Below are 22,598 nucleotides of genomic sequence, written 5' to 3'. Positions count from 1 at the left end.
GCATCGGCGACTGACGAGAAGCCGTCGAGGTGCGTGCCCCGGCGTCGCCCCGCAGACGGGGGCTTGAAGACGGACCCTGCCGACCCGCTGCCGACCGATCCGGACTGGGCCGGCGGCAGCCTCTACCAGGACGTCCGGGAGCTGCGGGTGGACGCCGACCCGGCCGCGCTGTGGCAGGTGGTGGAGGGGATCGGCGGCGACAACGGCTGGTACTCCTTCCCGCTCGGCTGGGCCGTGCGCGGGTGGGTCGACCGGCTGATCGGCGGGGTCGGTCTGCGCCGCGGGCGGCGGGACCCGGCCCGACTGCGGGTCGGCGACTCGCTGGACTTCTGGCGGGTGGAGGAGATCGAGCCGGGGCGGCTGCTGCGACTGCGCGCCGAGATGCGGCTGCCCGGTCCGGCCTGGCTGGAGCTGACCGTCGCCCCGGACGGCGCGGGCGGCAGCCGCTACCGGCAGCGGGCGCTGTTCCACCCGCGCGGCCTGGCCGGACACGCGTACTGGTGGTCGGTGGCGCCCTTCCATGCCCTTGTGTTCGACGGGATGGCCCGGCGGATCACCGAGGAGGCCGCCCGCGGCTCCCGGGGCCGCGCGCGCTGAGCACCGGGCCGCGCCTACGCGGCGCTCAGCGGGCCCGGCGCAGGTCGGCCAGCTCGCCGGTGATCCGGCCGAGGAAGCGGGCCACGGCGGCGAGCTCGGCCGGGGTGAACTCCGCGCGCACCGTCTCGGTCCGGTGGGCCACCGGCGCGAACCACTCCGCCGCCATCCGGCCGGCGCCCGGCAGGTGGTGCACCAGGACCAGGCGCCGGTCCGCCGCGTCCCGGCGGCGGCGGATGTGCCCGGCCCGCTCCAGCCGGTCCAGCACCGCGGTGACGGCCCCCGAGGAGAGGCCCAGCTCCTCGCCGAGCCGCCCGGGCGTGATGCCGCCGGCGGCGTCCAGCACACCGGACGCCGCCGGATCCGGAGCGGCCCGCATGATCGCGAGCAGGGCCTGGACGTCCGTGGTGTGCAGGCCGCCGGCGGCGGCGAAGCCGTGCCCGAGCAGGTGCATCTCCGAGGCGAGGTCCTGGAGCAGCCGGCCGAGCGCCGGCCCGCCGGGCGGCAACTGCCGCTGGTCCTGCTCCTGCTGCTCCCCCTGGTCGGACAAGGCGTGTTCTCCGGTCGCGTGTGGCGTCAACCCAACCCGAACAGCCTAACGGCGCCCCGCGGCCGGCCGACCCCGCGTCACCGCCCGGTGCCACCTCCGCCCGCCGGCTCGGGCTCCGGCGACGCCGCACCAGACGCCGCGCCAGACGCCGCGCGCGGGGCCGTACGGCCGGACCGGCCGGGCCTGGCGGGCCACCAGACCCGCTCGCCGAGGTCCCGGACCAGGGCGGGCACCAGCAGGGAGCGGACCAGCAGGGTGTCCAGCAGCACGCCGAACGCCACGATGAAGGCGATCTGGGCGAGGAAGGCCAGCGGGATCACCCCGAGCGCGGCGAAGGTCGCGGCCAGCACCACACCCGCCGAGGTGATCACCCCGCCGGTGGCGGTGAGCCCGCGCAGCACCCCCTCGCGGGTGCCGCACCGCAGCGACTCCTCACGGACCCGGGTCATCAGGAAGATGTTGTAGTCGACCCCGAGCGCGACCAGGAACACGTAGCCGTACAGCGGCACCGACGGGTCCACGGCGGAGAACCCGAACACGTACGGGAAGACCACCGCGCTCACCCCGAGCGTCGCGAGATAGGAGAGCGCGACGGTGGCCGCCAGCAGCACCGGCGCCACCAGGGAGCGCAGCAGCAGGATGAGGACGGCGAGCACGCACAGCAGCACCACCGGGGTGATGAGGCGTCGGTCGTGGGCGGCGGTGGTGCGGGTGTCGTCCTGCTGGGCGGTGTAGCCGCCGACCAGCGCCCGCGCCTCGGGCACGGCGTGCACGGCCTGCCGCAGCCGGCGGACGGTGGCGATCGCGCCGTCGCCGTCCGCCGGGTCGGTGAGCGTGGCCTCCAGCCGGATCCGGCCGTCCACCACGAGCGGCGCCCCGCCCGGCGCCCCGCCCGGCGCCCCGCCGGTGGTGGCGCGGACGCCGGCCACCCCGGGGACGGCGGCGGCCGCCGCGGTGACGGCCCCGGCGCGGTCGGCGGCGGCGATCACCACGGCGGGGTTGCCGCTGCCGCCGGGGAACTGCGCGGAGAGCAGCCGCTGGCCGTCCGCCGACGGCTGGGCCTTGACGAACAGTTCGCTCTGCGGCACGCCGCCGGCGTTCAGGGTCGGGGCGAGGGCGGCGAGCGCCGCCAGCACCACCAGACTGCCCGCCCACAGGGCCCGCGGGCGGCGGGCGACGAGCGCCGCCACCCTGGCCCAGACGGCGTGCACCGGTGCCCGGCCGTCGGCGGCGGGTCGGGCCGGCCAGTAGGCGGCCCGGCCGGCCAGCAGCAGCGCGGCGGGCAGGAAGGTGAGGGCGGAGAGCACCGCGCAGCCGATCCCGATCGCGCCGACCGGGCCGAGCGCGCGGTTGTTGGTGAGGTCGGAGAGCAGCAGTACCAGCAGGCCGAGCGCGACGGTGGCGCCGGAGGCGGCGATCGGTTCGACGGACCGCCGCCAGGCGGTGCGCATCGCGGCGAACCGGTCGCCGCGCAGGTGGAGTTCCTCGCGGAAGCGGGCGGAGAGCAGCAGGCCGTAGTCGGTGGCGGCGCCGATGACGAGGATCGACAGCAGGCCCTGGACCTGGCCGTCGACGGTGACCAGGCCGTGGTCGGCGAGCAGGTAGACCAGCGCGCAGGCGATGCCGAGGGCGAGCACGGCGCCGAGGATCACCAGCAGCGGCAGCAGGACGGCGCGGTAGACGGCGAGCAGGATGAGCAGGACGACGCCGAGCGCCACGCCGAGCAGCAGTCCGTCGATGCCGGCGAAGGCGCCGCCGAGGTCGGCGGCGATCGCGGCCGGTCCGGCCAGGCCGACGGTGGTGCCGGGGACGCGCTCGGCGAGTTCGCGGACGGCGCGGACGGTGTCGCCGGTCTCCCGGCCGAGGTCGGCGCGGAGTTGGACGACGCCCTGGAGGGCCCGGCCGTCGGTGGCGGGCAGGGCGGGTGAGATCCGGCCGGTGGCGCCGGGCAGTGCGGCGGCGGCCCGCAGGGCCTGTTCGGCGGCGGCGCGCCGGGCGTCGTCGAACGCGCCGTCCCGGCTCTCCCAGACGACGATCACGGGCAGCGCGTTGCCGGCCCGGAAGTCCGCGCCGAGCCGGGCGGCCTCGGTGGACTCGGCGCTGCGGGGCAGGAAGGCGGCTCGGTCGTTGGTCGCGACCTCGCCGAGCCGGCCCGCGTAGGAGCCGAAGGCGCCGCCGAGGCCGAACCAGACGATCAGCAGGGCGAGCGGGACGAGCAGCCGGGCCCGGCGCCGGCGGACGCCCAACGGTGTGGACGAGGACAGGGAGCCGGACGAGGGCGGCGGTGCGGTGGCGGGACGGTCAGCGGGCATGGCGGTGCGCCCTCCGGGCAGGGGCGGGGTGGCGGACAGCCCGGATCATATCTCTCGACGGTCAAGAGACTTGACGGGTCGAGAGATGTCGCGCCCGCCTACGGCGTGTCTCTGACCTGGGGGAACACCGACGGCCCGCCGGTACGGGACCGGTGGGCCGTCGGTGCGCTGCCCGCGGGGTGTCAGGAAGGGTGTCAGGAGACGCGCTTGATCTGCCAGGCGTTGTTGTTGAGGCTCGGCACGGCGGAGTAGCGACAGCTGCTGCTGTAGAACGAGGAGAGCTGCACCCAGCCGGTCGGCTGGTAGGTCGAGGCGCAGACGGTGAGCGTGGTGCCGACCGGCAGACCGGCGATCTGCTTGATCTGCTTCTTGTTGGGGTTGAAGGTCGAGCCGCAGCTCACGTCGTTCCACCACTGGACGTCGACCCAGCCGGTCGGGGTGAGCTGGCTGCCGCAGACGTTCTGGGTGTCGCCGGGAGCGGCGTGCGCGGTGGTCGTGGTCAGGGTGAGCGCGGCGGCGGCGCAGCCGACGGCCAGGACGGCGGCACGGAAACGGGACACGGGGCGGCTCCTCTCCACGGTGCGGTCGGTCCGCACCGGACAGTCATTCCTATCGGTGGCATCACCCGTACGGACAGTGACTTTCCAGCCGGTCCGTCCCGGGGCGCGCCGGGCCCACCCGCACCCCGGGGAGCCGGGGATCCGGGGAGCCGGGGAGCCGGGGAGCCGGGGGTCCGGACGGGTCCGGAGGCGGAGCGACGGAACGTCAGGAGACGCGCGTGATCCTCCAGGAGTTGTGCTCCAGGCTCGGCACCGCCGAGTAGCGGCACGAGCTGTTGTAGAACTCGGAGACCTGCACCCAGCCGGCCGGCGGGAGCGCCGAGGCGCAGACGTTGAGGGTGGTGCCGATGGGCAGACCGGCGACCTGCTCCATCGTCTTCCGGTTCGGGGTGAAGGTGCCGCCGCCGCAGCTGTAGTCGTTGGCCCAGGCGATGTCCACCCAGCCGGCGGGGGTGTACTGGTTGGCGCAGATGCTCACGATGTCGCCCGGGGCGGCATGGGCGACGGTCGCGGTGGTCGCGGTCAGGACCAGGGTGGCGGCGCTACAGCCGAGGGCCAGGGCGGCCGCGCGGAGACGGGACACGGGACGACTCCTCTCACGGTACGGGCGTTCCGCACCGGCCCCATTCCTATCGGCGGGCCGACGGGGGCGAACAGGGACTTTCCGGCCCGGTGCGCCGGAGCGCGCGACGCGTTTGCGCCTGTTGACAGCCCGCGTCGCGCGCCCCCCGGAGACGCGAACGGCCCGCCTGGCCATCGGACCTCGGGGCGCGGGCGCCGGACCGCCGTCCCAGCCGTCCCAGCCGTCCCGCAGGCCACGCCAGACACCCCATTCCGGGAGGTAGTTGACGAACCGTCGGCAGGCTCCGGCCAGGTCGTGGGCAACCCTTGACGAGGCATGGGGTCTGTGGAAATCTCTCGGCAGGTCCGGGCCAATGATCTTCGTACGGGGGTAGGGGATCACAGCGCCTGACGCGTCAGGGGGGAAACCTGGGAGTCGGGTCCGGCCGTGCCTCGGCGTCCTGCCGACCGGTCCGCGGGGCGGGCCGGCCGTCCTTTCGGCAGCCGCGCCGTCCGACCGCGCCGTGTCGCGCCCGCGCCATCACGGCCACCGCTCGGACGGGTGCCCCGCAGCTCCGTCTCCGACTCCCGAATCGAGCACCGCATGTCCCACTCCCCCGCCCGGCCCGGTCCTTCGTCCGCCACCGGGGAACCCGCGAGACCGACGGACGCCGCCCGGCCCGCCTCACCCGCTTCCTCCGCCTCTCCCGCCTCTCCCGCCCAGCACGGAATCTGGCTGACCAGCAGGCTCACCCACGTCCCCGAGGTCTTCCACCTCGCGCTGCGGCTCACCTTCGACCGGATCGACGCCGAGGCCCTGGCCCGCGCCGTCGCCGCGACCGTCGCCCGGCACCCGGCGCTCGGCTCCGCCCTGGTGGAACGGGACGGCGTGCTCCGCCCGGTCCCGGCCGGGTGGGCACCGGCGCTCACCGTCCTCGACGTCCCCGCCCCGGCTGCGGACGGCTGCTGCGAGACCCTCGCCAAGCGGTTCGCCGAGGAGCTGGCCCTGCCGTTCGACCTGGCCGCCGGACCGCTCGCCCGGTTCACGCTGTACCGGCGGCCGGACGGGAGCGCCGAGCTGCTGGTGGTGGCGCACCACGCGGTGTTCGACGGCACCTCCAAGGACGTGCTCGCCGCGGACCTCGCCGCCGGGTACGCCGCCGCGCTCGCGGGGGAGGCCCCTTCGGCTGCCGGGGGTATTCCGGACGGCGCTCCGCTCGACGCCGTGCCGGACGGCGCTCCGCTCGACGAGCCGCTCGACGCCGCTCCGCTCGACGCCGAACTGCTCGCCCGGGCCGCCGCGTTCCACGGCCCCCGGTGGGCGGCCGCCACCGACCCGGTGCTCCCCGGCGGCCCCCGCGCCACCACCGGCGCCGGCCCCGGCGAGTCCGTCACCCGGCGGATCGACGGCCCCGGCCTGGCCGCCCTGACCACCGCCGCCGACGAGGTTGGGGTCACCGTCTTCGAGTTCCTGCTCGCCGCCCTGCACGGGCTGCTCCGCCGCTACGGTGGGGAGGCCGTCCCGGTCGCCGTCCCCTTCTCCACCCGCCGCCCCGACCAGCGCGACGCGATCGGCCTGTTCGTCAACGAGCTGCCCGTACACACCCCGGCCGGCCTCGACGACGGCACCCCGTTCGCCGAATACGCCCGGGCCGTACGCACCGAGGCACGACTGGTCTCGGCCCACCGCAGCGTCCCGTTCGGCAGCGCCGTCCCCGGCCTCACCCCCCGGGCCGGGCTCGCCCCGGTCTCCTTCGGGTACCGCCGCCGCACCACCGCCGACCCGGTCTTCCCCGGCAGCGCCACCCGGGTCGACCGGACGGTCTTCCCCCGCGCGGCCCGCAACACCCTGCACCTCCAGGCCGTCGAGGGCGCCGACGCGATCGAGCTCTCCCTCCAGTACGACCCGGCCGTCCTCGCCTCCGCCGCCGCCCGACGGATCGCCGGGCACTTCACCACCCTGCTCGCCGCCGCCGTGTCCGACCCCGCGACCCCGCTGGGCGACCTCCCACTGCTGGACGCGGCCGAACGGCACCTGGTCACCACCACCTGGAACGACACCGTCCGCGTGCACCCGGCCGGCCGGACGGTGCTGGACCTGGTCCGGGAGCGCGCCGAGGCCGCGCCGGACGCCGTCGCCGTGGTGGCCGGCGACGAGCGGCTCAGCTACCGGGAGCTGCTGCGGCGCGCCGAGCAGCTGGCCGGGGCGCTCCGCGCGGCCGGCATCGGCCGGGACGACCTGGTCGGTCTGCACCTCGCCCGCACCGCCGACCTGCCGGCGGCGCTGCTCGCCGTGCACGCCGTCGGCGCCGGCTACCTGCCGCTGGACCCCGGCTACCCGGCCGAGCGGCTCGCCTTCGTGCTCGCCGACTCCGGGGCCGCGCTGCTGCTCGCCGACCGCGAACCGGCCCCCGAGGTGGCCGCCGCCGCACCGGCACTGCTCCGGCTCGCCGACGTGGGGCTCACCGACGCGGGTCTCGCCGACGCGGCGGGCAGCGACGCCCCGGGCCGGCTGGCCTACGTGCTGTACACCTCCGGCTCGACCGGCCACCCCAAGGGCGTCGAGATCGGCCACCGGGCGCTGGTCAACCTGCTCCTGGCCTTCGCCGACCGGCTCGAATCCGGCCCCGGGGACGTCTGGCTCGGCCTGACCTCCCTCTCCTTCGACATCTCCGCGCTCGAACTGCTGCTGCCGCTGACCACCGGCGGCCGGCTGGTGCTCGCCCCGGACGGCTTGGCCGTGGACGGCCCGGGCCTGCGCGCCCTGGTCGAGCGCGAGGGCGTCACGCACGTCCAGGCCACCCCGTCCGGCTGGCGGGTGCTGCTCGGCGCCGGGCCGCTGCCGTCCGGGCTGACCGGCCTGGTCGGCGGCGAGGCGCTGCCGCTGCCGCTGGCCCGGCGGCTGCGGGCCGGCGGCGATCGCCTGTTCAACGTCTACGGGCCGACCGAGACCACCGTCTGGTCCACCTGCGCCGAACTCCCGGCCGTGCCGGAGGCCGTCCGGATCGGCAGGCCGATCGCCAACACCCGCGCCCTTGTGCTCGACCGCCGGCGCCGGCCGCTCCCGGTCGGCGTGCCGGGCGAGCTGTACCTGGGCGGCGACGGGCTCGCCGAGGGCTACCTGGGCCGCCCCGACCTGACCGCCGAGCGCTTCGTCGACAACCCGTTCGGCGCGCCCGGCGACCGGCTCTACCGCACCGGCGACCTGGTCGCCTGGAGCCCGGACGGCGAACTGGAGTTCCTCGGCCGGCTCGACGACCAGGTGAAGATCCGCGGCCACCGGATCGAGCTGGGCGAGATCGAAGCGGCGCTGCTGACGCACCCGGCGGTCGCCGAGGCCGCCGCGGCGGTGCACCGGGCGGAGCCGGACGGTTCCGGATTCGGTTCAGAGGAAGACGCCGGAGCTGCGGCCGACGGCGAGCCGTTCGTCGCCGGCTACCTCGTCCCGGCCGCCGGGAGCGCCGCTCCGACCCCCACCGAACTGCGCGGCTTCCTCCAGCGGATGCTGCCCGGCGCGGCCGTCCCACAGCGCTTCCTCGTCCTCGACCGGCTGCCGCTCACGCCCAACGGCAAGCTGGACCGGCGCGCGCTGCCCGTCCCGCCGGTGCCAGCCGAGGCGGCGGCCGGGCCCGCGCCCGATCCGGACGACGAGGTGCTCGCCGCCGTCCTCGGGGTCTGGTCCGAGGTGCTGCGGCGCACCGACCTCGGCCCCGAGGACGACCTCTTCGAGCTCGGCGGCCACTCCCTGACGATCATTCAGATCACCGCCAGGATCCGCGATCTGCTGGGCGTCGAGCTCGACTTCGACGTCTTCTTCGCCACCCCGACCCCGCTCGGCATCGCCGACGCCGTCCGCGAGCTGCGGTGACCCCCGGGCGGCGCGGCCGGACCACGCCGCCCGCCGTTCCCTCCCCGCACCCGCGCCTCCCCGCACCCCGCGACCTCCCTGCCCCGCGCCAACTCCCCTGCGGCGGCACCGTCCCGTGGCGATCCCGCCCGACGGCACCGCACCCGCCGCCCGACGTGCGCCGAATGGAACACCCGATGACCGACCTCCAGGACCCCGCGGCCGGGCTGTCCGCGACCAAGCGCGCCCTGCTGGCCCAGCGGCTGCACGCGGCCACGGCCACCACCGCCGACGGCTCCGCGGCCACAGCCGCGCACACCGTGCCCGCCCGACCCCCCGGCGCCGCCGTCCCGCTCTCCAGCGGCCAGGAACGCCTCTGGTTCATGGACCAGTTCGCCCCCGGCTCCACCGCCTGGGCGCTGGCCCCGGCCCGCCGGCTGCGCGGCCCGCTCGACCGCACCGCGCTGGACGCCGCGCTCACCGACCTGGTCGCCCGGCACGAGGCGCTGCGGATGAGCTTCCCCGCCACCCCCGAAGGAACCGCCGAGGTCCGGATCGCCGAACCGGGGCCGCTCGCCGCCGAGTTCGTCGACGCGACCGGCGACCCGGACCCGTCCGGACGGGCCGCCCGCGAACTGGGCGACCGGGTGGCGCGGCCGTTCGACCTGGCCGACGGCCCGCTGCTGCGCGCCCTGCTGGTGCGCACCGCGACGGACGAGCACGTGCTCGCCCTGGTGATGCACCACATCGTCAGCGACGGCTGGTCGCTGGACATCCTGCACCGCGAGCTCGACGCGCTGTACGCCCGGCACGCGCACGGCACCCCGGACCAACTACCCGCGCTGCCCGTGCAGTTCGGCGACTACGCTGGCTGGCAGCGGGAGCGTCTGGCCGGTGAGGCGCTGGCCGGCTCCCGGGCGTACTGGCGCGAGGAGCTGCGCGACGTCCCGGCGCTGGAGCTGCCCACCGACCGCCCCCGGCCGCCGGTGCTGACCTTCGACGGGGCCGCCGCCGAGTTCCACTGGAGCACCGAACTCGGCCGAGGTGTCGCTGAGTTGGCCCGTACCGCGAACGCGTCGGGGTACATGGTGCTGATGGCCGCCCTGCAGACCCTGCTCGGCCGGCACGCCGGGCGGCGGGACTTCGCGATCGGCTCGGCGGTGGCCGGCCGCCTGCACCGCGAACTGGAGGGCGTGGTCGGCCTGTTCGTCAACATGCTGCCGATCCGGGCCCGGCTGGAGGGCGATCCGAGCTTCGCCGAGCTGCTCGCCCGGGTCCGCGGCACGACCCTCGACGCGTACACCCACCAGGAGGTGCCGTTCGAGCAGATGGTGGCCGATCTGGACATCGAGCGCGACGTCAGCCGCTCCGCCGTCTTCCAGGTGAGCTTCGCCTACCAGAACTACGGCGAACGCGGCGCCACGTCCTCGCCGAACTCCCCTGCGACACCAGCCACGGCGGCAGCTCCCCCCACCGCCGAGGGCTTCGGGCACGAGGCCGCCACCACCCGCACCGACCTCGCCTTCTACCTGCGGGAGAAGTCCGACGGCGGCCTGTACGGGCTGGTCACCTACCGCACCGACCTGTTCGACGCCGCGACCGTGCGCCGCCTGGTCGAGCGCTTCGAACTGCTCCTCACGGCGGCGGTCGCCGACCCGGACCGCCCGGTCTCCCGGCTGCCGCTGGTCACCCCCGGCGAGCGGCGGGACGTCCTGGAGCGCTGGGCCGCCGGGCCCGCGCTGCCCGACCCCGCCGACGGCCCGCCGACCCTGACCGCGCTGCTCGCCGCCACCGCGCGCGCCCATCCGGACCGCCCGGCGCTGGAGTTCGAGGGCCGCGTCCTCGACCACCGCGAGCTGGACGAGCGGGCCACCGGTCTCGCCCGCCGGCTGCGCGCCCTGGGCGTCGGACCGGACGACCGGGTCGCGGTCTGCCTGGAGCAGTCCCCCGAACTGGCCGTGGCCCTGGTCGGCGTGCTCAAGTCCGGCGGCGCCTACCTGCCGCTGGACCCGGAACAGCCGCCCGCCCGGCTCGCCCACCTGGTCGCCGACGCCGGGGTGAAGGTCCTGCTCACCGACTCGGTACTGCGCGAGCGCTTCCCCGGCCACGACGGCGCCGTGCTGCTGCTGGACGAGGAGCCGGCCCGGCGGGACACCGAGCCGCTGGAGGAGGTGTCCGGGCCGGACCACCTGGCCTACGTGATCTACACTTCCGGCTCCACCGGTACACCCAAGGGCGTCGCCGTCCAGCACCGGCAGATCCTCGACTACCTGGCCGGGGTGCGGGATCGGCTGCGGATCGAGCCGGGCGCCGGCTACGGGCTGCTGCAGTCGCTGTCCTTCGACTTCAGCATCACCATGCTCTACCTCGCACTGAGCACCGGCGGCCTGGTCCACCTGCTGCCGCGTCGCATCGCCGGGGCCGAACTCGCTGAGCGGATCGAGGTGTTGGGCCTTGACTACCTCAAGATGACCCCCTCCCACCTGGCCGCGCTGAGCGCCGACGCCCCGCTGGAGCGGCTGCTGCCGCGCCGGGCGCTGGTGCTCGGTGGCGAGGCCTCCGCCTGGCCGTGGGCCGCCGAACTGGCCGCCCTCGGCCGGTGCGCGGTGTTCAACCACTACGGTCCGACCGAGGCCACCGTCGGCGTGACCGTGCACGAGGTCACCGCCGACGCGGCCGGACCGGGCAGCACCCCGATCGGCACCCCGCTCGCCGGCGCCCGCTGCCACGTCCTCGACGAGGCCCGGCAACCGGTGCCGCCGGGCGTCGGCGGCGAGCTGTACCTGGGCGGCGACCGGCTGGCCCGCGGCTACCTGGGCCGCCCCGACCTGACCGCCGAGCGCTTCGTCGACGACCCGTTCGGCGCGCCCGGCGACCGCCTCTACCGCACCGGCGACCTGGCCCGCTGGCGCGCCGACGGCACGCTCGACTACCTGGGCCGGGCCGACGACCAGATCAAGGTGCGCGGCTACCGGGTGGAGCCCGGCGAGGTCGAGGCGGCCCTCACCGCCCTGCCCGGGATCACCCAGGCCGTCGTCCTGGCCCGCGGCGAGGGGCTGCGGCAGACCCTGGTCGGCTACCTGGAGCACCCCGCGGGCGGCCCCGCGCCCACCCCGGCCGAACTGCGCGACACCCTGGGCGAGTTGCTGCCCGACTACATGGTCCCGGCCCGCTTCGTCGTGCTCGACCGGCTGCCCCTGCTGGCCCACGGCAAGGTCGACCGGCGGAACCTGCCCGAGCCCGAGGAACCCGCCGCGAGCGGGGAGTTCGTCGAACCCGAGGGCGAGGCCGAGGAGTTCCTCGCCGCCCTCTGGGCCGAGCTGCTGGGCGCGCCCCGGGTCGGCGCCCTGGACGACTTCTTCGAGCTCGGCGGGCACTCCCTGCTGGCCACCCAGGTGGTCGCCAGGCTGCGCCGCGCCTTCCCCGAACTCCCCACCCCCGTCGGGGTGATGGACCTCTTCAGGTACCCGACGGTGCGCCGGCTGGCCGCCCTGGTCAGCGACCCGCACGCCGAGCGCGGCCCGCGCGGCCTGCTGCACCGGCTCACCCCGGCCGGGCGCCGCACCACCGCGAGCCTGGTCTGCACGCCGTACGGCGGCGGCAGCGCGCTCATCTACAAGCCGCTCGCCGACGCCCTGCCCGCCGACTGGGCCCTGCACTCGCTCGCCGTCCCCGGCCACGAACTGGGCGAGGAGGCGATGGACGTCGACGAGGTGGCGGCCGGCTGCGCCCGGGAGATCCTCGACACCGTCGAGGGCCGGATCGTGCTGTACGGCCACTGCGGTGTCGGCGTCCGGCTGGCCGTGGAGATCGCCCGGCGGGTGGAGGCGGCGGGCCGCGAGGTGGAGGCCGTCCACCTCGGCGGCATCTTCCCGTTCGCCCGGCCGCGCGGGCGCGGCGCCGCCGTCGGCGAGTGGTGGGCCCGCACCGCCGACCGGCTGCGCAGCGACCAGGGCATGATCAACGCCCTGGCGGCGGCGGGCCTGGACACCGACGAGGTCGGCGTCGAGCAGCTGCGGCTGATGGTGGCCAACCGGCGGATCGGCACCCGGGAGGCCGAGCGGTACTTCACCCGGCTGTTCGAGGGCGCGGACGGCCGGATCGCCGCCCCGGTGTACGCGGTCTGCGGCGACCGGGACCCGGCCACCGAGTTCTACGAGGAGCGGTACCGCGAGTGGCACCGGCTCAGCGACACCACGGGGGTGGTGGTGCTCGACGAGGCCGGCCACTTCTACCTCAAGTACCGGGCCGCCGAGCTGGCCGAGATCCTGACCACCGTGCACCGCTCGGTGGCGGAGGGCGAGGAGGGGCGGCACCGGCGGACCGAGGGCGCCACCTGGTGGCTGGCCGGGCTCTCCCGGGACACCGCCGAGCCCGCGCCGACGGCCGCGACCGCCGCGGTGCGTCCGACCATGCGCCGCTTCCTCGGCGTCGCGGCCGGCCAGCAGGTCTCGATGATCGGCTCGGCGCTCACCGAGTTCGCCCTGCCGGTCTGGATCTACCTGACCACCGGCTCGCTCGCCCAGTTCGGCCTGCTGGCCGCCTGCGGGCTCGTCCCCGGCATCCTCACCGCGCCGATCGCGGGAGCCCTGGTGGACCGCGGCGACCGGCGCCGGATCATGCTGTACGGCGACCTCGCGGCGGGCCTGACCCAGGCGGTGATGCTGCTGCTGTACCTGGCGGACTCGTTGCGGGTCTGGCACGCGTACGTGCTGATCGCGGTGCTGTCCACGGCGCTGACCTTCCAACGGCTGGCCTGGAACTCGGCCGTGCCGCAGCTCGTCCCGAAACGCTTCCTCGGCCGCGCCAACGGCGTCGTCCAGATGGCCTTCGGCCTCGCACAGTTCCTGGTGCCGCTGTTCGCGGTCGGCCTGCTGTCGGCGCTCGGCCTCGGCGGCATCCTCGCCGTGGACGTGGCCAGCTACGTCGTCGCCACCGCGGTCACGCTGGCCGTCCGCTTCCCCGACGTGATGGCCGCCCGGCGGCGGGAGAGCGTCGCCGCCGAGATCCGGGCCGGCTTCCGGCGGGCGCTCGGCAGCCGGCACTTCCGGGCGATGCTGCTGTTCTTCGCCGTGCTCAACATCTTCCTGTCGCCGCTCTTCCTGCTCACCACCCCGCTGGTGCTGTCCTTCGCCCCGCTCTCGGCCGCCGGCTGGGTCTCGGTCGCGGCCGGGCTGGGCGCCGTCCTCGGCGGCCTGACCCTGCTGGTGTGGGGCGGGCCGCGCCGGCTGCGGCTGCGCGGCGTCCTGCTCGCCACCCTCGGCCTGGCCGCCGGCTGCCTGGTGACCGGCCTGCGGCCGGGCGTCCTGCCGGTCGCGCTCGGCGCGTTCGGCATGGCGTACGGGCTGGCCCTGGTGAACGGTGTCTACGCGACGATCGTGCAGACCAAGGTGCCGCTGCGCTTCCACGGTCGGGTGATCGCCGTCAACACCATGGTGGCCTGGTCCACCCTGCCGATCGGTTTCGCCGTCGTCGCACCGCTCGGGCCGCGCCTGGTCCAGCCCTGGATCGACGAGAACGGACCGCTGGCCGGGACCGTCGGCCGGCTGATCGGCACCGGCGAGGGCCGCGGCATCGGCCTGCTCTACCTGCTGTTCGGGCTCGCCATGGCACTGCTGGTGCTGATCTGCCTGACCGTCCCGGCCCTGCGGCACTTCGACCGCGACGTCCCCGACGCCGAGCCCGACGACCTGGTGGGCCTGGCCACCCTCGCGGCCCGCGCCGAAACCGCGCCCCCGTCCGCACCGCCCACCTCCTCACCGCTCCCCGCCGAACCCGCACCCGCACCCGCACCCGCACGCCGTACCGGAACCGAGGCCGCCTCCCGATGACCACCACCGACCGGACGACCGACCCCGACCCCGGCCACCGCCCCGTCGAGGCCGTCCACCCGCTCACCGAGGAGCAGCGCCGGCTCTGGTTCCTCCAGCAGCTCCACCCCGCCGACGCCGGGTTCAACATGTACCTGTGCCGCCGGTGGAGCGGCCCACTCGACGTCGACGCACTGCGCACCGCGCTGGACCGGCTGACCGCCCGGCACGAACCGCTGCGCACCCGCTTCGCCCTGGACGGCGAGGCGCCCGTCCAACTGGTCGAGGCGCCCGCGCCCGTCCCGCTCGACCTCCTCGCCCTCGCGCCCGGCGCCGACGGGGCGGCCTTCACCGAGGCGCACTTCACCGAGGCCTGCCGCCCGATCGTCAACGCGCCGTTCGACCTCGCCGGCCGCCCGCCGCTGCGCGCCGTCCTGGTCTCGGCCGGCCCGGACGAGCACGCCTTCGCCCTGGTCGTCCACCACATCGTCTCGGACGGCTGGTCGTTCCGGATCCTCTGGCGCGACCTGCTCGCGCTCTACCGGGAGGCCCTCGGCGAGGCCCCGGCCGGGCTGCCGCCGCTCGCCCTGCGGTACGGCGACGTCGCGCGCGCCGAGCAGGCTCGCGCCGGGGCGGGCGGCGCCGAGGCGGGCGGCGCCGAGGCGGCGTTCCACTACTGGGCGGAGAAGCTGGCCGGCACCGGCCGGCTGCGGCTGCCGCTCGACCACCCGCGCCCGGCCGATCCCCGGCACCCGGCCGGCTTCGCCGCCACGGCCCTGGACCCGGAGCTCACCGCGGCCCTGGACGCCCTGGCCCGCCGCGAGCGCTGCACCCCGTTCATGGTGCTGCTCGCCGCCTACCAGTGCGTGCTGGCCCGCTGGACCGGCACGACGGACTTCGTGGTCGGCACCCCGCTCGCGGGCCGCACCGAGGCCGCGCAGGAGGAGCTGGTCGGCTACTTCGCCCGCACCGGCGTGCTCCGCGCCGACCTCACCGGCGAGCCGGACTTCCGTACCGTCCTGCACCGCGTCCGGACCGCCACCCTCGGCGCGCTCAGCCACCAGGACGTCCCGCTGGAGCGGCTCGCCGCCCACCTGGACCTGCCCGCCGAGGCAGGCGCCGCGCCGCTCTACCAGGCGGTGTTCGTCCACCAGAGCCAGTACGACCTGGCCGGCGAGGACGGCGGCGCCCCGCTGCCCGCCGGGGTGCGCACCACCTCCATGGACTCCGGCTTCGAGCGGGCCAAGACCGATCTGCTGCTGGACAGTTGGCGCACCCCGGACGGCGGACTGACGCTCTCCTTCTGCTTCGACCGGGAGGTGCTCGACCCGGCGACGGTGGCCGCGCTCGGCGCCCGCTGCCGGGCGCTGCTCGCCGCCGCCGTCGAGGACGCGACGGTGCCGCTGCACGGCGACTGGCTGATCGGCGCGCGGGAGCGGGCCGAACTGCTCGCCGTGGGCAGCGGCCCCGCCGCGCCCGCCGACGCCCGGTCCGTCCTCTCCCGCTTCACCGAACGGGCCGCCGCGGCCCCGGACACCCCCGCCCTGGAGTGCGCCGGCCGCACCCTCAGCTATGCCGAACTCGACCGGCGTTCAAGTGAGTTGGCGGGGCGACTGGGCGAGGTCGCCGGACAGCTGGTCGCCGTCCGACTCGCCCCCTCCTTCGAGCTGGTGACGGCCCTGCTGGCGATCTGGAAGGCCGGCGCCGGCTACCTGCCGCTCGACCCGGCCCACCCGGAGGAGCGGCGGCGGCTGATGCTGCGCGAGTCCGGCGCCGCCGCGCTGCTCACGGACGAGGGCGGCTCCGGCCTGCGCGTCGTGCCCTGCTCCGCTCCCCGCTCCGCTCCCACCGAGGACCTCGCCGGCCTCGCCTACGTCCTCTTCACCTCCGGCTCCACCGGCACCCCCAAGGCCGTCGCCGTCGACCACACCGCCCTGGCCGCCCGGGTCGACTGGATGGCCGGGCCGGACGGCTACCGGCTCACCCCCGAGGACCGGATCGTCCAGTTCGCCTCGATCGGCTTCGACACCCACGCCGAGGAGCTGTGGCCCGCCCTGGCCTCCGGCGCGTGCGTCGTGCTGCTGCCCGGCGGCGGACGCACCCTGCCCGAGCTGCTGCGCGGCCCGCACGGCCCGTCCGTCACCGTCCTCGACCTGCCGACCGCCTACTGGGAGGAGCTGGTCTCCCACGACGACCGCACCCCCTGGCCGGCCGCCCTGCGGCTGGTGGTGCTCGGCGGCTCCGAGGTCCGCGCCGACTCCGTCGCCCGCTGGCGGGACCGGCACGGCGACACCGTCCGCCTCGTCAACACCTACGGCCCGACCGAGGCCACCGTCATCGTCACCGCCGCCGACCTCGGCGCCCCGGACGCCGGACGCCGCCCGCCGCTCGGCCGCCCACTGCCCGGCGTGCGGCTGTACGTGCTGGACGAGCGCGGCGCCCTGCTGCCGCGCGGCTCCGAGGGTGAGCTGCACATCGGCGGCACCGGCCTCGCCCGCGGCTACCTGGGCCGCCCGGACCTGACCGCCTCGGCGTTCCCCGACGACCCGTTCACCGGCGACCCGTCTGTCGGCGATCCGTTCACCGGCGGCCGGATGTACCGCACCGGCGACCGCGCCCGCTGGCGCACCGACGGGACGCTCGACTACCTCGGCCGCACCGACGAGCAGATCAAACTGCGCGGCTACCGGATCGAACCGGCCGAGATCGAGACCGCCCTGACCGCCCGTCCCGACGTCCTGCGCGCCGCCGCCGTGGTCCTCGGCGGCCGCCGCCTGGTCGCGTACGCCGTCCCGGCGCCGGACGCCAAGGCCTCGTCGGCGGACCTGCGCGAGCACCTCACCCAGCGCCTCCCCGCCTACCTGGTCCCCGACACCGTCGCCCTCGTCGACACCCTGCCCCTGACCCTCAACGGCAAGCTCGACATCGCCGCCCTCCCCGAACCGGCCCCGGCCACCGCCCGCGCCCACGTGGCCCCGCGGACCGACGCCGAGCAACTCGTCACCCAGCTGTGGCAGGAGGTCCTGGGCATCCCCCGGGTCGGCGCGCTCGACGACTTCTTCGAACTCGGCGGGGACTCCCTCCTGGTCACCCGAGTCGTCGCCCGGATCCGCGCGGCCGTCGGCCTCGACGTGCCGATCCGCGACGCCTTCGAACTCTCCACGGCGGCGGCGCTCGCGGCCCGGGTGGAGGAGCTGCTCATCGCCGAGATCGAGGCCCTGAGCGAGGACGAGGCCGCCGACCGTCTCGACACCTGACCTGCCATCGAAGGGCGCAGGCCCGCGCCTGCGCCCTTCCCTCGCTCAGTGCGCCCGGGCCTCGGCCACCCCGGACTCCAGCCGTACGCATACCGAACATGGCATCCCCTTCTCAATGACACCTCACTCCCATGAGAGGTTGTTACTCCCCACCTCCTCAACAGTCAATAGCTCCCGGGATACCCTCTAACTAACGCGCATCCGAGAGGCGACACCCCATGGCGAAGAGCGACCCCACCACCCCCCGCGAGCGCTACCGCACCCAGGTCCGCGCCGAGGTCATGGAACGCGCCTGGGAACAGATCGCCACCGCCGGCGCCACCGCGCTCTCCCTCAACGCGATCGCCAAGCAGATGGGCATGAGCGGCCCCGCCCTCTACCGCTACTTCGCCAACCGCGACGAGCTGATCACCGAACTCGTCCGCGAGGCCTACCGCAGCCTCGCCGACACCCTCCGCACGGCCGCCGACGACGGCGCCGACCTGGCCGGCCTCGCCCATACCCTGCGGACCTGGGCCTTGGCCGACCCGCAGCGCTACCTGCTGGTCTACGGCACGCCCGTCCCCGGCTACCACGCCCCGGAGGACACCACCGCGATCTCCCAGGAGATCGCGGCCACCCTCATCGACGCCTGTACCGCCGCCCTCCCCCCGGCCACCCCCGCCTCACCCCTCTCCACCCACCTCGCCGACCACCGCACCTGGGCCGCCGGCCACCCCGCCCCACCCGAGGCCCTCGCCCTCTTCCTGACCCTCTGGACCCGCCTCCACGGCGCCCTCTCCCTCGAACTCGCCGGCCACTTCACCGGCATGCGGTTCGACCCCACCGTCCTCTTCGACTCCGAACTCGCCACCCTCCTCGGCTGACTCACCCCACCCCCTCACCGGCCATCGACCGCGCCCGATCCAGCAGTTCACGCACCTGCGCGCCACGCCCGTGCGGCCGCAGCACCGCGACCATCGCCCGAAACCGGTCGTCCGCCCGACCGGACTGCACCTGCGGGTATTCGTCCAAGGCCAAGTGCCAGTTCTGCAAGGCTTCTTCGACCCTCCCGACCTCGACCTGCCACTCGGCAAGCATCGCCCGATGACGCACCCTGGCCCGCCGATAGACGGCGGGCCTGACCTTCTCGGAGCGTTGCAACGCCCTGATCGCCCCCTCCCGATCGCCGAGTTCGTGATTCACCTGAGCCACGTGGTAGGCGAGCGACGCGGGATCGTACGAGCCGTGAGCCTTGGCCTTGGACTCGGCCTGCTCCATGGCGACTTCCGCCGCACGCAGCATCGCCAACGCCCCCGCGCGGTCACCGGTCCGCGCGAGGGAATGCGCCTGCTGCCCGGCCAGAAACGCCCGCATCCGTGGCCCGGCCTGCGGCGAGGCACTCGACGCGGCCTCCGCCAGTCGTACGGCCTCCGCCCCGTGTCCGAGTTCCACGGCCTGCACGCTCATCCCTCGCAGCGTGGTGCAGTACGTCAGATGGTCACCCGCCGCCAGCGCGAGCTCCAGCGCCTTGGTGTAGTAGCTCTGCCCCAGAGTGTCCAGCCGTTCGTCGACGGCCATGTACCCCGACAGGTAGAGGTGATCGGCCGCTGCGGAAAGCATCGCCCTACGAACCTCCTCCGAAGCCGTGGCACGAAGGTACGGAACGATGTTGTTGACCATGAACGCGGCCGCCATGGGCCGCGCAGAACGCCCGCCGAACTGGTCGTCGATCTCACTGATCCGCTCCGTCATCGCGATGACGGACTCGACCTCCCCCATCCCGATCCTGCTGTGCGGATCGGACCTGAGCCTCTCGAACCGCCCCACCACGTCCGGCCATCCGGGAATGGTCAGCGCTACCGAGTAGAGGCCCGCCCCGAGCACGCCTCTGCGTGATGGATCCATGTCGGCACTCCCGAGATCGACCAGTCCTTCCACCATATCGACGGACGGCTCCTCCTCATCGGGCCGATCCACGAATCCGGCCTCGAATGCCGTGACGACACGTCCGAGACGCCGGCTCAGAACCTCCAGCACCACCTTCCGGTACTTCGCCATGGGCCGGGTTCCGGAGAGCCAGTGCGACACCGCCGACTCGTCGTACCTGAGCTTGAAACCGCCCTCGGTGCCGGCTCGATTGATCGCACGCGCGAACTCACCGTTGCTTCTCCACCGGCACTCGGCGAGCAGGTGTGCCAGTTTCAGGTTCGCCGTCCGTCCGCGTGCCATTGGCCTCGTCTCCCGGCTCCAGTTTCAAGGGTTTCAAGCAGCAAGGGACCATCCGCCGCACTCACTTCTAGTGCACGCCTGTTGACTGTACGTCAGGCAAGCCGGAGCGGCCCACTCTCTGGCCGAGCAGGCTGCCCACACGGGTCGGACATGCTCGCGCTCCCCCTTTGCTCACGTACCGAAGGGTTCCCAGCCATGCCTTCGCACAGCTCATCAGCCGCCGTACCCCGCGTTCCCATCGCTGTTCCCCGAACAAGACGATGGATCCAGACCCAGCTCGCAGACTGGCACGTCCACTTGGACGACTGCGCCAAGGACTCCATTGCGGTGATCACCTCTGAGCTTGTAGCGAATGCGGTCCAGCACGGCGCCGGAGCGATTTTGACCATCGGTCTGCGCATCAACCCGATTCAGCGCAGGCTTCTGATCGAGGTCCACGACGACTCCACCACTCTCCCGACCGCACGCTCCGCCTCCCCGGACGCGGAATCGGGCCGCGGCATGCTCCTCGTCCAGCGGCTGTCCCTCAACCATGGCTTCGAGAGAACCGACCACGGCAAGAAAGTCTGGGCCGAGCTCGGGATCCCCGCACAACCGTTGACTCGAAGGCAGTTCCTCACCGGCCCTCGTCGTACGGTCCGCTCGATCACGCGCCGACTGTCCGGCCGCCGTCGCTCGCGGATACGCCAACTGCCCGGCGGCAGGCCTCACTAGTTCCATGCCTTCGCACAGCACCCCGCGATTTCCTGCTCATGGCATCGGAGCAGGAGTGACCGCCTCACCGGCGGTCGACCCCGGGCCCGCCCATGCGGGCCCGGGAGGACACACCTCATTCCTCAAGGAGGCCATTCCATGTTCGAGCAGCAGACCACCGAGCCCGAGGACGACGACCTGACCATCGAGATCGGCGACCTCACCGCTCTCACCGAGGGCCAGGGCAAGGGCAGCAGCGAGGACAAGCGCCGCGCCTACAACAGCTGACGCCCAGGTGGTGCGGCCTCGGTCCGCCGAGGCCGCACCACGCCTGTCAAAGCTCCCGGGAGGAAGCATGTTCTACGGTGGATTCAGCTCCGCGGTAGCTCCCCGCCCACGCCCAGCCGGAGCCACACCGGTGGCGCCCGGATCACCAACCTGGCGTATCGGCAGCGGACCCGTACGGATCCCGTCGACCTCCGCCGAGGGCCACAGGATCTTCCTCATCGGCCGTTGCGGGGCCGATGACGCCGAACTTTTGCAGCAGACTCGATCAGGCCCATCCACGGACCTTGGCTGGCGCTGGCCCGGTCTGTATGCCGTGGTCGAGGAGACCGCCATAGGCGTCATCGTGTACACCGACCCCGCCGCCTCTCTGCCGGTGTACGCAACCCTGTGGAACGGATGTTGGGCTTGGTCCACGTCCGCCCGGCTTCTCGCCGCGCTGACGAGGGCCACCATCGACACCGAACGCTTGGCCTGCGCAGTGTTCTTGCCATCGGTCCCGGCACTGGCCAACACACGGTCCTTCTTCACCGGCATTCAGCAGCTACCCCCTGGTGCACGCATCGAGTTGCCCGCGAGCGGCACACCTCTTCGCGCCAGCCCCTGCTGGCGGCCGACACCGGTGGAGAGGCCCCTGCCCCACCTCCGACTCCGAGACGCCCTCGAACGAGCAGTCACCATGCGAACCGACTCGGATCCCGCGCTGTCGTGCGATCTCTCCGGCGGGCTCGACTCCACGAGCATCGCGGTCATCGCCGCCGCCGGACTCCCTCCTGGGCGGCGGCTCAACGCGGTGACCGTTCACCCGGCCGCGCAGATCGACGGGGCCGACCTCCACCATGCACGGCTCGCGGCGGCTCGCTACCCGTGCCGCATCACCCATCGTTTGATGCCACTCACTGATCTTCACCTGCCTTACAGCTCCATCACCGACATCCCGGCTACCGACGAGCCTGCGCCATCCACCCTCACTCTCGCTCGATTCTCCGGCCAGCTCACCTGGCTACGTCAGGAGTTGGGAGTACGGACCCACCTGACCGGCGACGGCGGGGACAGTGTCCTCTTCCAACCACCCATCCACCTCGCAGACCTGATCCGCCACCGACGCTTCCCCCGAGCAGTCGGCGAGGCATTCGGCTGGGCCCGCCTGGGCCACACCGCTGTCGGCCCGTTGCTCCGGGATGCCATTCGCACAGGACGCATTGATCGACGCCGAGCCCTGGCCTCCCTCGCCGATTCCACCGGAAGATCCGACCGTGACGACCACGGGAGGGTCACCTGGTTCCCGCTCATGCCCTTCCCCACCTGGGGAACTCCCCACGCCGCCCGTCTCCTCGTCAACGCCGCCCAAAGCGCAGCTTGCGCCACCGACTCGCTGGATGGTCTCGACTTCTCCGTGCAGGTACTGGTGGACGAGGTCCGTGAGGTTGCCCGCACGGCAGTCGCCGACACCGAGGTAGCCGCCACCCACGGCATCGAATTGCACAATCCGTTTTCTCGATCCCCTGGTGATCAACGCTGTCCTGACCACTCCGCTCGGCCTACGTCCGCCGCTGTACGCCTACAAGCCGATCCTTGCCCAGGCCATGGCCTCGCTCCTGCCACCCGAGACAGCAAGGCGTACAACCAAGGGCAGTTTCAACGCCGACCACTACACCGGGTTGCGTACCAACCTGCAGGAGCTGTCAGCGATGGTCGACGGCCATCTCGCAAGCCTCGGCCTCGTTCATCCCGGCAGGCTCCGCAGCCACCTGAGACTGGCTGCGGGCGGTCTGTCGACATCGATCGCACCACTCGAACAGGTCCTCACCGCCGAAGCGTGGCTCACGGCCCACCACAGGGATCCCGTTCCCGACTGGACTCAGAAGGCATCCGCAATCCGCTTGCAGCGTATGACTTTTCGCTGCTCAGGCATGGT

12 protein-coding genes and 2 pseudogenes are annotated in these 22,598 nt (G+C 74.2%); 9 read left to right on the top strand and 5 right to left on the bottom strand.

What is annotated here, in order from left to right:
* Positions 1-75 precede the first annotated feature (75 nt).
* Positions 76-597, top strand: a pseudogene (locus ACFP3U_RS35040) (DUF2867 domain-containing protein); the annotation flags it as partial.
* A 25-nt stretch (positions 598-622) separates the two neighbouring features.
* Here ACFP3U_RS35040 and ACFP3U_RS35035 read toward each other — a convergent pair.
* The 4 genes from ACFP3U_RS35035 to ACFP3U_RS35020 form a co-directional block, all read right to left on the bottom strand.
* Positions 623-1,144 carry a MarR family winged helix-turn-helix transcriptional regulator gene (locus ACFP3U_RS35035; protein ID WP_380229813.1) on the bottom strand — a complete coding sequence of 174 codons (522 nt, stop codon included), beginning with the start codon at positions 1,142-1,144 and terminating at the stop codon, positions 623-625.
* A 77-nt stretch (positions 1,145-1,221) separates the two neighbouring features.
* Positions 1,222-3,456 (bottom strand): MMPL family transporter, encoded by a 2,235-nt coding sequence (locus ACFP3U_RS35030; RefSeq protein ID WP_380229812.1) that lies wholly within the window; start codon positions 3,454-3,456, stop codon positions 1,222-1,224.
* Between the two features lie 194 nt (positions 3,457-3,650).
* Positions 3,651-4,016: a hypothetical protein gene (locus tag ACFP3U_RS35025; protein ID WP_380229811.1), complete on the bottom strand. Its 366-nt coding sequence runs from the start codon at positions 4,014-4,016 to the stop codon at positions 3,651-3,653.
* Positions 4,017-4,221: 205 nt separating this feature from the next.
* On the bottom strand, positions 4,222-4,599 hold the full coding sequence (locus ACFP3U_RS35020) for a hypothetical protein (protein WP_380229810.1): 378 nt from the start codon (positions 4,597-4,599) through the stop codon (positions 4,222-4,224).
* Between the two features lie 582 nt (positions 4,600-5,181).
* On the opposite strand from ACFP3U_RS35020, the gene ACFP3U_RS35015 reads away from it, so the two are divergent.
* The 4 genes from ACFP3U_RS35015 to ACFP3U_RS35000 all read left to right on the top strand — a co-directional run bounded on the left by ACFP3U_RS35015 (position 5,182) and on the right by ACFP3U_RS35000 (position 18,357).
* Positions 5,182-8,445, top strand: a complete 3,264-nt coding sequence (locus ACFP3U_RS35015) for a non-ribosomal peptide synthetase (RefSeq protein WP_380229809.1) — start codon at positions 5,182-5,184, stop codon at positions 8,443-8,445.
* Between the two features lie 176 nt (positions 8,446-8,621).
* Positions 8,622-14,255, top strand: coding sequence for a non-ribosomal peptide synthetase/MFS transporter (locus ACFP3U_RS35010; protein WP_380229808.1), 5,634 nt, complete (start codon positions 8,622-8,624; stop codon positions 14,253-14,255).
* The gene (locus ACFP3U_RS35005) at positions 14,252-17,491 is read left to right on the top strand and encodes an amino acid adenylation domain-containing protein (RefSeq protein ID WP_380229807.1); all 3,240 of its coding nucleotides are present in this window, start codon (positions 14,252-14,254) and stop codon (positions 17,489-17,491) included. The genes ACFP3U_RS35010 and ACFP3U_RS35005 overlap by 4 nt, the downstream gene beginning before the upstream one ends.
* Positions 17,492-17,709: 218 nt before the next feature.
* Positions 17,710-18,357 (top strand): TetR/AcrR family transcriptional regulator, encoded by a 648-nt coding sequence (locus ACFP3U_RS35000; RefSeq protein ID WP_380229806.1) that lies wholly within the window; start codon positions 17,710-17,712, stop codon positions 18,355-18,357.
* 1 nt (position 18,358) lies between these two features.
* On the opposite strand, the gene ACFP3U_RS34995 is transcribed toward ACFP3U_RS35000, so the two are convergent.
* Entirely contained in the window at positions 18,359-19,702 is a 1,344-nt protein-coding gene (locus tag ACFP3U_RS34995) for a tetratricopeptide repeat protein (RefSeq protein ID WP_380229805.1), read from the bottom strand.
* A 150-nt stretch (positions 19,703-19,852) separates the two neighbouring features.
* Between ACFP3U_RS34995 and ACFP3U_RS34990 the strand changes: the two genes are divergently transcribed.
* The 4 genes and pseudogenes from ACFP3U_RS34990 to ACFP3U_RS34975 form a co-directional block, all read left to right on the top strand.
* A complete protein-coding gene (locus tag ACFP3U_RS34990) occupies positions 19,853-20,416 on the top strand; it encodes an ATP-binding protein (RefSeq protein WP_380229804.1) in 564 nt (187 codons plus the stop codon).
* A gap of 138 nt (positions 20,417-20,554) precedes the next feature.
* Positions 20,555-20,683: an albusnodin family lasso peptide gene (locus ACFP3U_RS34985; RefSeq protein WP_380229803.1), complete on the top strand. Its 129-nt coding sequence runs from the start codon at positions 20,555-20,557 to the stop codon at positions 20,681-20,683.
* Between the two features lie 67 nt (positions 20,684-20,750).
* Positions 20,751-22,118: pseudogene (locus ACFP3U_RS34980) on the top strand (albusnodin/ikarugamycin family macrolactam cyclase); the annotation flags it as partial.
* Positions 22,119-22,188: 70 nt separating this feature from the next.
* A partial coding sequence (locus ACFP3U_RS34975; RefSeq protein WP_380229802.1) for an asparagine synthase-related protein occupies positions 22,189-22,598 on the top strand: 410 nt, incomplete at its 3' end.

It is taken from the genome of Kitasatospora misakiensis (genome assembly GCF_042656005.1).
Lineage (GTDB): Bacteria > Actinomycetota > Actinomycetes > Streptomycetales > Streptomycetaceae > Kitasatospora > Kitasatospora misakiensis.
Note: the sequence above shows the minus strand (reverse complement) of the source record. Positions and strands in the feature narration are given on the sequence as shown.